Genomic DNA, 13,801 nt, shown 5'->3' with positions numbered 1-13,801 from the left:
CCATCAGTCGGGTGTGCAGCGTCATGATCCCACTACTGGGAGTGGTCGTCACCCATCTTCCGGGCGACGGGGCGGAGTGGGGCCCGCTGCGGACCGGTCTGGAGTGATTGCACGACGTAGCGCTACCCCTCGGCTCCGGGCTGCAGAGCCGAGCTGCAGAGGCGAGGGCGGGTGTATGTCTCAGTACCGCTCTACGGGTGAAGCGAAATACTCACCAATGTCTTATCGTCATGGCGTTTCGCGCGCGGATATTGCTGCGCCTCCGGGTCGTGTTGGTCTTCCCAGCTTTGCAGGCGGGCCAGGAGGGAGTGGAGTTGCCTGCCATCGTAGGATGAGATACTGATCCAGTCTTCTGCGCCGAGATGTGCCAGTGGTTCGGATGCGCCGTCGGTAGAGAGGACGGCCCACTCGATTTGCTCCCGCGGAATACGTTTGAGGATCCCGTGACATGCCGCGTCCGGCTTGGTCTCGGCGATCCAATAGCCGGATTCCATGTTGCGGTACCTGCGTTCCCGCACTTGCAGGTCACGGAGAAGGCGGCGGTGCTCGTCGTCGAACCCATGGCCTGCGCGGAGCCGCGCTCGATACGCCTCCCGTTCCGGTAGTGGGAGCATCGCGAGACGATCGTCGGTGAGGCCCCAGCCTTCGGTGTCATTTCCGTAATGCACGGGGCTGTCGCCTAGTACGTAGAGGTCGACCTCGTGGGGCCCTACTCGCAGGATGCTCACGGTGCTCGACGGCGAGTGTTCGGCACGGAGGTCATGTCGCTCGGTCACCGCGGCGATGCCGCCAGCGACTATGGCTGGAAGGTCGGCGGCCGGGTCGTCGGTCAACTGCGCTGCGATGGACTCGCCGATGCCCTGTGCGTATGTGCCCGGGTCCAACTCGACCGGCTCGAAGGCGCTCGCCCCGTCGAGAACAATGACCGCGTTATCGGTGACGAAGATGCGATCGGCGCTCTCGTCGACGCCAGGCAACTGCGCGCTCGCGACCTGCATGAGGGCTACCAGATGTAGGGGCCGGCCAGAACTTCGCTACCGGTGACGGTCAGCCCGTCGAGCTGGCAGCGGATGGCCATGCTGAACGGCTTGTCGCCGACCTGGTTGTGTAACTCGCCCAGATGGCGGCCGAGGTAGTGCGCGACGCCGCCGGATCCGGGGCTGTGGATCCCGGCGATGTGCACAACGACGCGGCTGTCGTCGCGGTGGCGGGCGAGATAGGCGATGTCGCCGGACCCGGTAGGGGCCTCGTTGTGTGGGGAGCCGTACCGCTCGCCGGTCTGCTTGTTGGTGATCCACCAGCGGTCGTTCTCGCGGACCATACCGAGCACGGGGTCGCGATTCATGAGGTCGGCGCCGAGCGGGGCGGATTTGGGCCCGCAGATCACGACGGCGTCGCCAGCCGGCGGCTCGGCGGTGTCGGGGCTGACCGTGAACCGTTCGACGCCCAGCGAGAGGGAGTTGAGCAGGGCCTCGGTGGCTTCGAGGGTCGCGACGTCGGCGGCGTCGATGTAGGAGCGCATCCGGTCATCGGTGCCTTGGCGTAGGGGGACGCCGATCGAAACCGGACCGACGCCGAAGAAGGCACGCTCGGGGGCGGGCGCAGTGTTGCGGATCTGGGTGACCCGGCCCTTGGTGATGCCGAGCGCGGTGGCGATCTCGGTGTAGGTCATGCCCTGGTCGTGGGCTTCTTCGATCGCGGCACGGCGCAGTCGGGCCATCTCAGTGGCGCGCTGCTGGTAGAGCGACAGCAGGGCTCCTGCGCGCTGTCCGCGCCGGATCGGGTCCGGATCCCGGCGGACGTCCTCGAACTCGTCCGGACTGCCACTCATGCGGCGAGTTTAGGGGTCCTTGACAGTCTGCGGCGATCGCCCCTATCTTGATGTTTATCCCCCCTACACGGCACGCGGCTCGGGACGGTCCGAGTGTTTAGGGGGCCTACACGAACGAGAGGTGACGGCGATGGCACTGACGGGCTCATTCCGGATCGGGCACGACGAGGCGTTTCCGATGGGGGCGTTCGTGGTCGGGGAGGTGGAGCCGATCCGGGACTTCGACAAGTCGACCCGCGAGCGGTTCGTGCAGCAGCTCGACCGGGAGACCGGACTGCCGCTGTGGTCGGTGACGGTGCTCGATGCGGACCCGGCGGCCCGCAAGAGCGACAAGACGCTGACGGTCAAGATTGCGGCTCCACATCAGCCGGTGCCACCGGAAACCGGGCCGGGGATGCCGTTCCGGCCGGTGTTCTTCGACGGCCTGGAGGTCCGGCCCTACGTGGTGGACAACGGCGGCGGCCGACCGCGGATCGGCTACTCGCTGCGGGCGGCATCGATGCGTGCCCCGGGCGGCAAGCCCTCGCCCCGGTCGTCCTCAGAGGCGGCCTGACCCAGCAGGGGAGGGGAGCCCGATTGCGGCGGGCTCCCCTCCGGATCTCCCAGCGCCAACAACCCCTGAGCAGGCGTTTCGGACCGGAAGGACACCGAGGGTAGATGAACGCACATAGCAGCCGCTTCTTGCCGCCGCTCCGGACAGGCTGGCGCGACGCGGCGGCCTGCGGCTCGACAGATCCGGAGCTGTTCTTCCCGCTCGACGGCGGCGAGGACGCTCCGGCTCGGATCGACGCGGCCAAGCGGATCTGCGCGGGATGCCCGGTCCGGGCCGAGTGCCTGGTCGACGTCATGGCCTGGGAGGACCCCGCCCGCCGGTGGGGTGTGGTCGGCGGCACCTCATCGGAGGAGCGCGCGGACCTGTTCGCCCGCCACCGCGACGACCCGACGCCGGCCATGGGCGGTGCTGCCGCATGAGCACCAGGAAGACCGCGCCGACCCCAAACCGCTGCGAGGTATGCCGGGCGGTGCTCGTCGAACGGCCAGATCCGCGGCGGCGCCGCTGCGCGGACCACCTCGCTCAGAACGCCCTGTTCTCCCTCGCCGACGCGAGGGCTCCCCGGCGCTCGCGCGCCAGCGATCGGAAGGACACCCGATGATCGGCAACTCGGTACTGCGGGGCGAGGTCATCCGCACCCGCGACGACGTCCAGTACATCGCCCAAGAGCCGCAGCTGTCCCTCGGTGCCCGGGCCCGTAAGACCGGCTTGTCGGCGCTCGGCCGACTCCTCGGGTTCACGGTCTGGGGGCTGGTCATGGCGGGATGGTTCCTGACCTATGTGCCGGTTCTCGGGGTGCTGGCCGCCGCCGCGGTGCTAGCCGGCGCGACTGCGTCTCCGGGCTGGGAACTCGTCTGGTTCGCCCTCGTGGTGGTGGTGGTGGCCGGGGCCGGGCTCGGGCTGTGGGGCTGGCGGTGGCCGGACGCGTTCGAGGTGTGGGTGTCCTCGCGGGTGTTCCGGTTCGGCCGGCGCATCCGCTACCGCTGGCAGTGGTCGGACCTGATGGCGGCCGCTGGCCTGCACGCCCGGGACGCCCGGCATCGGGTGCTGGTTCCGCGGCTGTTGTGGGTGCGGCTGGGCCGCTACGCCGACGTGCTCACCGTCCAGCTCTGTCCGGGCGTCACCCGGGAGCACCTCGCGGAGAAGGTCGAGGCGCTGCGCTCGGAGTTCCACGCCCTCGACGTGCGGCTCCTGCCCGCCGCCAAGCGGGGCTGGATCTGCTTGCGCGTGATCCACGCCGACACCCTTGCCGACGTCATCACCGCGCCCCGCTCGGCCGCCGAGGTTGATCTGTCCGCGGTCCAGATCGGACGCTGCGACGACGGCACCCCGTGGCTGCTGCGGCTGTTGGAGCACCACCTGTTGGTGGCCGGGGCGACCGGTGCCGGGAAGGGCTCGGTCGTCTGGTCTGTGCTGGCGCAGCTGGCCCCGGCGATCCGGGACGGCTGGGTCCGGGTGATCGGGATCGACCCGAAGGGCGGGATGGAGCTGGGCATGGGCCGGGGCCTGTTTCACATGCTCGCCCATCGCAGCGAGGAAGACCTCGTCGTCGCGCTGGAGGTGGCGGCCGCGCTGGTCCAGGAGCGTGCTGAGAAGCTGGCCGGACACGCCCGGCGGCACACCCCGACCACGGCGGAGCCGTTCGTCCTGGTCGTCATCGACGAGATCGCCTCGCTGACCGCCTACATCACCGACCGCCAGCTCAAGGAGCGGGCGAAGGCCGCGCTCGGGCGGCTGCTGACCAAGGGCCGCGCACCCGGCGTGTCGGTGATCGGGTGCGTGCAGGACCCGCGCAAGGACGTACTGGATCTGCGGAACCTGTTCACCACCCGGATCGGGCTGCGCCTGGGCGAGCGCACCGAGGTCGACATGGTCCTCGGCGACGGGGCCCGCGCCCGGGGTGCGCGCTGCGACGAGATCTCCGACCTCACCCCGGGTGTCGGCTACGTCGTGCAGGACTCCACCCGCACCGTGGCCCGGGTTCGGGCCGCGTTCGTCGACGACGAGCAGATCCGCTACCTCGCCGCCACCTACCCGTCCCCGACCAGCGAGGACCCGTACGTCACGCAACTGCCCGTGCAGCGGCGCTCCGCTAGGAAGACCGCCAGGACTGGGGACACCGGGGAGGTGAGTTGATGAACGAGCAGGGGAACCCCCAGGACGCCGACGCCGGTCCGCAGGGAGCACCCGGGCCGGCACCGGTGCCGATCAAGGTCCGCCCGCTGCTGGCCCGGGAACTGGCCGAGGCGATGGCCGTCGAGTACGGCGCCTGCACCCGCCCGCTGGCCGTGCGGCGCACGGGCAACCAGACCGGCGAGCAGACGATCATCCCGATCCGCTGCGGCGCGACGCTGGCGTCGGTCTGCCCGACCTGTGCGGAGAAGAACCGCCGCGACCGGATCACCCAGGCCCGGGAGGGCTGGCACCTCACCGAGGAACCGGTGATCGAGACCGCGGAGCCGACCGCGGCGCAGAAGCTGACCCTGGGCTACCGGGCCGACCTCGAGGACGCCCGCGCCCAGGCCCTCGCCGTCGGCGATACCGCCACCGTCGCCGAGCTGGACCGCGACATCGAGGAGGCCGACGCCCTGTTGCGCGGGGAGGGATTGCGGGGCACGGTCACCCGGGGCCGCGACAAGACCGAGGACGGCGAGGCCAAGAAGCGGCGGGTCCGCTCCACTCGGCGGCGCAAGGACGCGGCCAACCTGCCCCGCAAGCCGGTCGCCAAGAAGACCATCGGCCGGACGTTCACCACCCCGGACGGCAAGGCCTTCCAGCCGTCCACCTTCATTACGCTGACCCTGCCCTCCTACGGGCGGATCTACGACGGCGCGGCCGTCGACCCGGACAGCTACGACTACCGGCGCGCGGTCCGCGATGCGATCCACTTCGGCGGGCTGATCGATCGGTTCTGGCAGAACTTGCGCCGCGCGGTCGGCTGGAACGTGCAGTACTTCGCCGTGATCGAGCCGCAGAAGCGCGGCGCCCCGCACCTGCACGCCGCGATCCGCGGCACCATCCCGCGCAAGCTCATCCGCCAGGTCGCCGCCGCCACCTACGACCAGATCTGGTGGCCCCCGTACGACGAACCGGTCTACACGGGCGACCGGCTCCCAGTCTGGGACGAGACCCGCAAGACGCCCTGTTTCGTCGACCCGGACACCCACGAGCCACTGATGACGTGGGATGCGGCGATCCAGCGGATCGATGACGGCGAGCAGGACGAGCCGGCGCACGTGGTCCGGTTCGGCGCGCAGGTCGACATCCAAGGCGTGCTGGAGGGCTCGCAGCAGGCCGGCATGTGCCTCGGCTACCTGGTCAAGTACCTGACGAAGGCGATCTCCGAGTGCCACACCCCGGAGAGCTCTCGTCAGGCCGACCACGTGGATCGGCTCGTCGCGGCGCTGGAGTACCAGCCCTGTTCGCCGACCTGCCCGAACTGGCTGCGCTACGGCATCCAGCCCGCCAAGCCCAAGTCCGGGATGGTGCCCGGCCAGTGCAAGGGCAAGGCCCACAAGGCAGCCCATCTCGGCTACGGCGGCCGGCGCTGTCTGGTCTCGCGTAAGTGGTCCGGCAAGACGCTCGCCGAGCACCGCGACGACAAGAAACAGCACGTCCTGCGCACCCTCGGCGCGGTCGGCGCCAAGCCCGACCAGGCCACGCCCGACGGAGAGCGGCAGCGCTACTCGTGGGACCTGATGGGCCCGCGTGATCCCGACCGACCCGACCGGACGCAGCTGCTCTTGCAGGTCGTTGCGCAGAAGCGGCGATGGCGGGAGCAGTACGAGCAGGCCAGACAACTGCTCGACGACGTTTCGGCAACTGGCGATCAGGCAGCGTGAGGGGGAGCGGGCCATGCAGATTCGGGAACGACTCTGGACTGTTCAGGACGTCGCCGAGTTCCTCGGCGTTCCGGTCGGGACGCTCTACGACTGGCGCTGCAAGGGCTACGGCCCCAAGGCAAAGAAGGTGGGCCGGTACCTCCGATACGAGGCGGAGGTCGTTCGGCAGTGGTTCGCCGAGCTCGACGACGGGGCGGCCTGATGGGCCGATTGCCCCTCCCGATCGGGACCTACGGGAAGGTCCTCGTCGTCCGGCTCGGTGAGCGGCGCTTCCGGGCCTGGGCCGACTACCGGGACTACGACGGAGTGATGCGGCGGGTCCAGCGGTCCGGCCCGACCCGGGCGGCAGCAGAGAATGCGCTGAAGTCGGCGTTGCGGGACCGCAGCCGCATCGTGTTGGACGGCGAAATCACCGGTGATACCCGACTGCGGGTGGTCGCGGATCTGTGGTTTCGGGAGCTGGATGAGTCGGATCGGGCGCTTCGCACGAAGATCACTTACCGAGATGCCTGGCGGCGCTTGGTGGAGCCAGCTCTTGGTGATCTGCGGCTGAGCGAGGTCCGCGTCTCCACGGTCGATCGGGCGATCCGGGAGATTCGGCAACGACGCGGCAGCTCATCGGCGCATCACGCGAAGGTGGTCCTCGCGGGAATCGTAGGCCTCGCCGTCCGGCACGACGCGATCGACGCGAACCCTGTGCGGGAGCTGACCCCGGCTCGAAAGAAGCCGGTGGGCGAGAAGGTATCGCTCTCCGAGGAGGGTTTGAGTCGTCTCCACAACTACTTGGCCGGCTCCGAAGACGCCCGGAAGTACGACCTTGTCGACCTGGTCGATGTGCTCTCGGGGCTCGGCTGTCGCATCGGTGAGCTGTTGGCCCTCGACTGGCGTCGCATCAACGACGTGGCCGGCACGATCGCGATCGAGGGGACGGTGATCCGGGTGCCGGGGGCGGGATTGATCGTCCAGTCCCACACCAAGTCCAGGGCGAGCATGCGGACGATCACACCACCGGCCTGGGTGATGGATCTGCTGCGTAAGCGCCATGCGGACTCGCACGGGCCGTGGGTGTTCCCGTCCACGGCGGGCACTCTCCGCGACCCCGACAACACTCGGAAGCAGCTGCGCCAGGTCCTTGCGGCTACCGAGTGGAAGGGCCTGCACCCGCATGCCTTCCGTCACCTCGTCGCGACGCGGCTCGATGCCGCCGGTCTCTCGGCCCGTGAGATCGCTGACTACCTGGGGCACGAGCGCGTCTCGATGACCCAGGACGTGTACATGACACGTCGCATCTCGGGTGCCGCCGCCGGCGCTGCGCTCGACGGTTTCGCTCCGCGATAAAAGGTAGGTTTGAGGTAGTTCGATCTTGAGCATGATCGCTGGTCAACGCTGTGACCAGCGGATGTGTGCCCCCGGCAGGATTCGAACCTGCGACCTAGAGATTAGAAGGCTCTTGCTCTATCCAGCTGAGCTACGAGGGCGGGTCGTACGTGGCGGTCCACCTGAACCACCTGGCGGAAGCGTAGCGGGCGCGTGAGGACACGGTCTCACCCCGGCCGTGCCTGCGAGCGCCCCAAGGACGGCCGTGTCCCATCGATCCGCGGACCGCGAGGACTGAGACGGCGACCCGGCGAACCAACTGCGAATCGCTCACTCCGGCCCGAGCCAGCCGTCCACCAACCCGGTCAACCCCAGCCGGACCAGGGTCTCGCAGTGTTCCGCCGCCTCGCGCACCGCGTCGGTCAGGTCGAGCAGTTCGCGGAAGGCCCGGCCGTACGTCCGCTGCTCGTCCAGCGGCAACCTCGGGACTCGGGTGCGGCGCAGCTCGAGCCGCCTCGACCCGCGTGTTCCCGGGTCGACCGATCGCAGGACGCCGGCGAGGAACTCCGCGTCGAGCTGCTCCGGATCGACGCGGTACGAACTCAGCCCGGGACCGAGCACCGCAGCGGTATGGACCACCCTCGCCCGGCCCATCGGAGAGGCGACGACGTCGCCCGGCTCGATCGCGATCAGCTCGTCGCCCGGCGTGGTCCCCCCCGAAGGGGAGCCGTCCCGAAGCAGGTCGTCACCGGTCAGTACGGCCAGGTCACCGCCGTCGACGGACATGCGTGCGGGCGCGTGCCGGATGCGGAGCAGCCCGGCTTCGGCGAGCTCGCCGAGCGTCGCCGTCGGCAGGGGCCGTCGCTCGGGGAGCCGTCGCAGTTCGGGCGGAACGGCCGTGCGAGCTCGGAACTGCTGCAGTGCCGCGGCATACCCGCGCCCCGGGTCGGCCTCGCCGTGCCGTCGCACGTGACGGGCGGGGCTGAGATCCACCTCGTCGTCGAGCAGGTCGACGATCCGTACCCCGCGGCCCGCTTCGACATCGCGCCAGACGTCCTCCGGGTCGCCCGCGCACTGGCGCAGCAGAACCCGCGACGGCGGCCGCTCCCCGGGCTCGGGCCGCTGCAACAGCCAGAGATCGAAGTCCTGCGTCACGCTCAGAACCGCGCGCAAGGCGCCACCACGCACCAGGTTCGCTCGGATCCGCCGCCCCGGCCTGCGGCTCGCCGCCACGGCCGGCATGCGGATCACGACCCGGCCACCTGGCCTGACCTGCGCGAGGCAGTGCTGTACCCACGCCAGTTCGGGCTCGCTGCGCGGGGGCAGTCCGTAGGCCCACCGCGGGTCCCCGGTCAGCTCGGTCCGTCCCCACGTCCGGTCGCCGACGGGTGGATCGCAGACCACGACATCGGCGTCGACGTCGCGGAACCCGTTCTCTCGCATCGAGTCACCGGCGACGACCGTTGCCTCGACGCTCCGCAGCCGCAATCGCGCAGCGGCGATCAACGCACCGTAGGCGTTGACGTCCTGGCCGAGCGCGCGAGCGGGCCCGACCGCGAGGAGCAGGGCTCCGGTACCGCACGCGGGGTCCAGCGCAGTGCCGACCTGTGCGCCTGCGAGCTTCGCCATGAGCGTCGTCAAGTCGGACGGAGTCGTCGACAGTCTCCGGGAGTGTGCCTCGAGGTACCGCTCGTGGAGAATCTCGAAGGCGGCGGCGTGGCCGTGCCGGGCGGCGAGCTCATCGAGCAATTCGACGAAGTCGGGGTCGGCACGCTCGTCCACGCCCGGGAGCAGCGGGACCGCGGTGTCGTCGCGACCGTCGCGCAGCCGTACCAGCAAGGCCCCCGCCCGGGCGACGACGTGCCCGAGTCCCAGATCTCCGCCCTCCGCCCGCAAGCGTTGCCAGACGCGGTCCGCGACCGAGACCTCGTAGGGCTTGCCGTTGCGGCGTAACCAACGTTCGATCTCGTCGAGGGAGAACAGCGGGCTGGACGCGGTCCCCCCGACCGGCTGCGGGAAATCCGGATGGCGCCGACGCCAATTGCTCACGGCGGCCCGGCCGACTCCGCCGAGCCGCGCGATGTCTCCCGCGTTCACCGTGGATTCCCGGCCCACGGCTGGAACAGTAATTCACGGGCTTAGCGCTTGTGAAGTGATTACACAATGGCCATACTTCGCCCATGCCTCTAGGTCTGCGGTCCGCCATCGGATCGGACGTGGGTCGGCGTCGCGCGGCGAATCAGGATGCGGGCGCCATCAGTGACCGGCTCCTCGCGATCGCCGACGGCATGGGTGGACATGCCCACGGCGAGGTGGCCAGCGCGCTGACGATCGCCGCGCTGGCGGACCTGGACGACCGGTTGCCCGCCGACCTCCACGACGTCGATCTGCCCGCTGTGTTGGCCGAGGGCCTCGCCGAAGCGGCCCGGCGTCTCGACGAGCGGGCCGACCGCGAGTCGGATCTGCGAGGAATGGGCACGACGGCGATCGCCCTGCTGTTCGACGGCACCCGGCTCGGGGTGCTCCACCTCGGCGACTCCCGGATCTATCTCCTGCGCGACGGGGTCCTGGAGCAGATCACCAAGGACCACACCGTGGTCCAGGCGCTCGTCGACGAGGGGCGGATCACGCCTGCGGAGGCCGCGACGCATCCGCGCCGCTCCGTGCTGCTCCGGGCGCTGCAGGCCGGCCACGACCCGGAACCCGACCTGTGGGTACGTGAGGCGTTGGCCGGGGACCGGTATCTGCTGTGCTCCGACGGCGTGACCGCGGTCCTGCCCGACGCTGCCGTGCGTGAGGTGCTCGCCGGCGACCCGGACCCCGAGGTCGTCGTGGCCCGACTGATCGCGCTGGCGAACGAGGGCGGCGGGCCCGACAACATCACCTGCGTGGTGGCCGACGTCATCGACGGCCCGGTTCCGGAGCAGCCCAGGGTCCTCGTCGGGGCCGCGGCGCCGGTTCCACAGCCGGACTGACCGGCGCTCAGGGTCGTTCCCGGCGCCGAGTACCCGTGGCGGGACCCCCACCGCTCACCGGCGGGCGACCAACCGGCGTAACGGGATCGGCAGCGTCTGACCTGGCCCGGTCCTGCGCTCCAGCCGGGACGCGACGTCACGGCGTGCCTCGGCACTCGATGTGGGCGGCCAGACCCCTGCGGCGTGCAGATCGTCCACCGCCTGCTGGGCACTCGCCGCGTCGGGCAGGGGGAGGTGAAACACAACCCGATCGTCGCCTGCCACCGCGAAGTCGGCGGCTGCGAGCAGCCAGCCTGCGTGGTCGAGTCCTGACCGGTTGGGCCAGCCGTGGCGCGACACCGGCTTGGTCAGCCGGGCCGCGCGGAACTCCGCCGGCGACCGGACCGTCGCCGAGGGGACCAGCGTCACCAGGGTTCCGCCAGGGCGGAGGACCCGCCGGATTTCGGCGAACACGGCGTCCAACCGGTCGAGCAGGGGGAGCACGAGGACCAGGCACACGGCATCGACGGCATCGGCGCGCAGCGGCAGCGCCGCCGGGCTGCCGCACAGGGTGACGCCTGAGGCCGGGGTCCCGTCCTGCACCAGCCATCGCCCGGTGACGAACTCGTCGGCGAGGTGCCCCATGCCACTGTGCAGGTCGAGGACCCGCTGCGTCCCGACGAGGGGGGCGGTCAGCCAGGGCAGCGGCGACCGACCCCGCCGGTCGACAGCGGTCGAGAGCAGTCGCCGGACCGCCGCCGGACGGCCGACATGTCTCCGCACGTGAGCAGTGTCGCAGTGGGGTATGACGTTGCGCCGGTGGTCAGCCGCCGTATTGCGGGGCGACGGGCTTAGCCTGGGTTGCATGTCGCAGTCGACCGTCGAACCGGCCGCGCGACCGGCCGAGGCACGACCACCGGCCGGAATCGCTGGTCTGGTCGGACTCGGATCTGCCATCGCGGTGCTGGTCGCTGCTGGGCTGACCGCACTGTCCGGCGCCCGCCCGGCCATCGCGCTCGGGCTGCCCGATCCCGGGCGGCTCACCACGCTGGGGCTACCCGCCGTCCGCGCGCTGGCCGAGGTGAGCATGGTCCTCACCATCGGGTCGTTGCTGCTCGCCGCCTTCCTCGTCGCGCCCCAGCGCAGCGGTTATCTCGACGTCGCCGGGTACCGGGCGGTCCGCGTCGGCTCGTACGCGTCGGCTGTGTGGGCGGCGACGGCGTTGCTGCTGATACCGCTGAGCGTGGCGGATGCACTCGGCCGACCGGTCGGGGACGTGCTCGACGCCGGCCTGCTGATCGATCTGATCCCCAGGCTCTCCGCCGCCACGGCCTGGACACTGACGGCGCTGGTCGCGCTGCTGGTGCTCGTCGGGACGCGGATGGTGCTCAGCTGGGGCTGGGCCGTCGTGGTCTTCGGTCTCGCCGTCGCCGGTCCGCTACCGGTGGCGCTCACCGGACACTCCGCGGGTGGGGGCGCGCACGACGTGGCCACCGACAGCCTGGTGCTGCACGTACTCGCCGCCTCCCTGTGGGTGGGCGGCCTCGTCGCCGTGATCGGGCTCGCCGCAGGCGGGACTCGGGGAGCGGACCGGAATGCGGCTCTGTCGACCGCAGTTCCCCGCTTCTCTCGCCTGGCCCTTGTGTGCTGGGTCGTGCTCGCGCTCACGGGCGTGACCAACGCGCTGATCCGCGTGCCCTTCGGCGCCCTCGTAGGGAGCTCCTACGGCCGGCTGGTTCTGGGCAAGATCGCGGCCCTGCTCGCGCTGGGAGTCCTCGGTGCGGTGCACCGCCGTCGATCGGTCAATGCCGCCGCACGTGGTGAGACCTCGGCCCTCCTGCGTCTCGGCGGAGTCGAGGTACTGCTCATGCTCGGCACCATCGGGCTGGCCGTCGCACTGGGCCGCAGTGCCCCGCCGGAGACCGGAGCCCCGGCACCCTCGATCACCGAGGCTCTCATCGGTTACGAGCTGGGCGGCCCGCCGACGCTCGCGCGGCTCGCCCTCGACTGGCGATTCGACCTCGTCTACGGGTCACTGGCGATCGTCGCCGCTGTCGTCTACCTGGCCGGGGTGCACCGGCTGCGCCGTCGCGGCGACTCCTGGTCGCAGGGACGGACCGTGGCCTGGTTGAGCGGGTGCGCCGGGCTCCTGATCGCGACGAGCTCGGGTATCGGGCGGTACTCGCCGGCGATGTTCAGCGTGCACATGGCCGAACACATGATGCTGTCGATGCTCGTCCCGATCCTGCTCGTGCTCGGGGCTCCGGTGACGCTCGCGCTGCGGGCCCTCCCGCCCGCCGGGCGGACCCGGCCGCCAGGTCCACGGGAGTGGCTCCTGGCGGCGGTGCACTCCCCGGTGTCGCGATGGCTGACCCACCCGCTGGTGGCATTGCCGCTGTTCGTGGGCAGCTACTACGCGCTCTACTTCTCGGACCTGTTCGCCACGGCGCTGACGCAGCACTGGGCCCACGTGGCCATGAACGCGCACTTCTTGCTCGTGGGCGCGCTCTTCTTCTGGCCGCTGGTCGGAGTCGACCCCGCACCGCGACGGCTTCCATCCGTCGCCCGGCTCGGGATCGTCTTCGCCTCGGTGCCCTTCCACGCCTTCTTCGGTGTGGCTCTGATGAGCGCCAACACGGTCATCGGTGGCGAGTTCTACCGCTCGCTGGCCTTGCCCTGGGTGCCTGACCCGCTACGCGATCAACAGCTCGGGGGCAGCCTGACGTGGGCATCCGGGGAGGTTCCGTTGCTCCTCGTGGTCATCGTGCTGCTCGTTCAGTGGGCGCGCCTCGACGAGCGGTCGGCCAGACGCGATGATCGCCGAGCTGACACCGACGGCGATGCGGAGCTGAACGCCTACAACGCCATGCTGCACCGCTTGGCGACGGGATCCGGTACGTCCATCGCGCACGACGAGAACCCCAAAAGTGTTACCGGGACCACCTCGAACGACGGGTGACAAGGAGCCGGCGAGGTGACGGGCGTGCCCGCTCCGTGCAGTCGGCGCGTTTCCGCAGTTCATTCCCTGTCCGTGGTGGACATATCGGTCCCGGGAGAGGGCGATTCGATGCGACCGCTCGTCGTGTAGGGCGACCGGCGCGACATCTCCCGGTAACCCGAAATTCGGTTGTTTGCGCTGGTCAAAGCCTTGACAGGGGGTCGATTTGACGCTCACCGGAGTCGGCGCGTAACTTAGTTCCTGTCAGCGAGACAGCCGGACAGAACGGGCCCTGAGGGTTCGGTCAACAGGCCCGCTGGCGGCCCCCGTCGGACCCTGCCGATCCGCTTGGATCGGGTGGTGTAC

12 protein-coding genes and 1 tRNA gene are annotated in these 13,801 nt (G+C 70.3%); 8 read left to right on the top strand and 5 right to left on the bottom strand.

Annotated elements, in window-relative coordinates; genetic code table 11:
• Positions 1 to 191: 191 nt before the first annotated feature.
• Positions 192 to 998: a hypothetical protein gene (locus tag HF519_RS16730; protein WP_169413889.1), complete on the bottom strand. Its 807-nt coding sequence runs from the start codon at positions 996 to 998 to the stop codon at positions 192 to 194.
• A 5-nt stretch (positions 999 to 1,003) separates the two neighbouring features.
• Positions 1,004 to 1,831 (bottom strand): hypothetical protein, encoded by an 828-nt coding sequence (locus HF519_RS16725; RefSeq protein WP_169413888.1) that lies wholly within the window; start codon positions 1,829 to 1,831, stop codon positions 1,004 to 1,006.
• Positions 1,832 to 1,961: 130 nt separating this feature from the next.
• Between HF519_RS16725 and HF519_RS16720 the strand changes: the two genes are divergently transcribed.
• The 6 genes from HF519_RS16720 (at position 1,962) to HF519_RS16695 (ending at position 7,564) form a co-directional block, all read left to right on the top strand.
• Positions 1,962 to 2,384 (top strand): plasmid replication, integration and excision activator, encoded by a 423-nt coding sequence (locus HF519_RS16720; RefSeq protein WP_169413887.1) that lies wholly within the window; start codon positions 1,962 to 1,964, stop codon positions 2,382 to 2,384.
• 104 nt (positions 2,385 to 2,488) lie between these two features.
• Positions 2,489 to 2,803 (top strand): WhiB family transcriptional regulator, encoded by a 315-nt coding sequence (locus tag HF519_RS16715; protein ID WP_169413886.1) that lies wholly within the window; start codon positions 2,489 to 2,491, stop codon positions 2,801 to 2,803.
• A 178-nt stretch (positions 2,804 to 2,981) separates the two neighbouring features.
• On the top strand, positions 2,982 to 4,520 hold the full coding sequence (locus tag HF519_RS16710; protein WP_169413885.1) for an FtsK/SpoIIIE domain-containing protein: 1,539 nt from the start codon (positions 2,982 to 2,984) through the stop codon (positions 4,518 to 4,520).
• Entirely contained in the window at positions 4,520 to 6,226 is a 1,707-nt protein-coding gene (locus tag HF519_RS16705; protein ID WP_246244231.1) for a replication initiator, read from the top strand. Before HF519_RS16710 ends, HF519_RS16705 begins: the two co-directional genes overlap by 1 nt.
• Before the next feature lie 13 nt (positions 6,227 to 6,239).
• Positions 6,240 to 6,428 (top strand): helix-turn-helix transcriptional regulator, encoded by a 189-nt coding sequence (locus HF519_RS16700; RefSeq protein WP_169413884.1) that lies wholly within the window; start codon positions 6,240 to 6,242, stop codon positions 6,426 to 6,428.
• Positions 6,428 to 7,564: a site-specific integrase gene (locus HF519_RS16695; RefSeq protein WP_169413883.1), complete on the top strand. Its 1,137-nt coding sequence runs from the start codon at positions 6,428 to 6,430 to the stop codon at positions 7,562 to 7,564. Before HF519_RS16700 ends, HF519_RS16695 begins: the two co-directional genes overlap by 1 nt.
• 66 nt (positions 7,565 to 7,630) lie before the next feature.
• Here HF519_RS16695 and HF519_RS16690 read toward each other — a convergent pair.
• Together HF519_RS16690 and HF519_RS16685 are read right to left on the bottom strand one after the other, a co-directional pair.
• A tRNA-Arg gene (locus HF519_RS16690) sits at positions 7,631 to 7,704 on the bottom strand.
• 169 nt (positions 7,705 to 7,873) lie between these two features.
• Complete coding sequence (locus HF519_RS16685; protein ID WP_169413882.1) at positions 7,874 to 9,658, bottom strand: N-6 DNA methylase; 1,785 nt, start codon at positions 9,656 to 9,658, stop codon at positions 7,874 to 7,876.
• Positions 9,659 to 9,723: 65 nt separating this feature from the next.
• On the opposite strand from HF519_RS16685, the gene HF519_RS16680 reads away from it, so the two are divergent.
• Positions 9,724 to 10,518 (top strand): PP2C family protein-serine/threonine phosphatase, encoded by a 795-nt coding sequence (locus HF519_RS16680; RefSeq protein ID WP_169413881.1) that lies wholly within the window; start codon positions 9,724 to 9,726, stop codon positions 10,516 to 10,518.
• A 54-nt stretch (positions 10,519 to 10,572) separates the two neighbouring features.
• Here the strand turns inward: HF519_RS16680 and HF519_RS16675 are convergent, their stop codons facing one another.
• On the bottom strand, positions 10,573 to 11,280 hold the full coding sequence (locus HF519_RS16675; RefSeq protein ID WP_169413880.1) for a methyltransferase domain-containing protein: 708 nt from the start codon (positions 11,278 to 11,280) through the stop codon (positions 10,573 to 10,575).
• Between the two features lie 82 nt (positions 11,281 to 11,362).
• On the opposite strand from HF519_RS16675, the gene HF519_RS16670 reads away from it, so the two are divergent.
• Positions 11,363 to 13,456: a bifunctional copper resistance protein CopD/cytochrome c oxidase assembly protein gene (locus HF519_RS16670; protein ID WP_169413879.1), complete on the top strand. Its 2,094-nt coding sequence runs from the start codon at positions 11,363 to 11,365 to the stop codon at positions 13,454 to 13,456.
• Positions 13,457 to 13,801: the final 345 nt, after the last annotated feature.

This window comes from Pseudonocardia bannensis (genome assembly GCF_012911875.1).
GTDB classification, from domain to species: domain Bacteria; phylum Actinomycetota; class Actinomycetes; order Mycobacteriales; family Pseudonocardiaceae; genus Pseudonocardia; species Pseudonocardia bannensis.
This window is presented reverse-complemented; position numbering and strand designations above follow the sequence as displayed.

Coding starts and splice junctions, on each gene's coding strand:
- HF519_RS16730 (WP_169413889.1), bottom strand. CDS start 998: ATGCAGGTCGCGAGCGCGCAGTTGCCTGGCGTCGACGAGAGCGCCGAT.
- HF519_RS16725 (WP_169413888.1), bottom strand. CDS start 1,831: ATGAGTGGCAGTCCGGACGAGTTCGAGGACGTCCGCCGGGATCCGGAC.
- HF519_RS16720 (WP_169413887.1), top strand. CDS start 1,962: ATGGCACTGACGGGCTCATTCCGGATCGGGCACGACGAGGCGTTTCCG.
- HF519_RS16715 (WP_169413886.1), top strand. CDS start 2,489: ATGAACGCACATAGCAGCCGCTTCTTGCCGCCGCTCCGGACAGGCTGG.
- HF519_RS16710 (WP_169413885.1), top strand. CDS start 2,982: ATGATCGGCAACTCGGTACTGCGGGGCGAGGTCATCCGCACCCGCGAC.
- HF519_RS16705 (WP_246244231.1), top strand. CDS start 4,520: ATGAACGAGCAGGGGAACCCCCAGGACGCCGACGCCGGTCCGCAGGGA.
- HF519_RS16700 (WP_169413884.1), top strand. CDS start 6,240: ATGCAGATTCGGGAACGACTCTGGACTGTTCAGGACGTCGCCGAGTTC.
- HF519_RS16695 (WP_169413883.1), top strand. CDS start 6,428: ATGGGCCGATTGCCCCTCCCGATCGGGACCTACGGGAAGGTCCTCGTC.
- HF519_RS16680 (WP_169413881.1), top strand. CDS start 9,724: ATGCCTCTAGGTCTGCGGTCCGCCATCGGATCGGACGTGGGTCGGCGT.
- HF519_RS16670 (WP_169413879.1), top strand. CDS start 11,363: ATGTCGCAGTCGACCGTCGAACCGGCCGCGCGACCGGCCGAGGCACGA.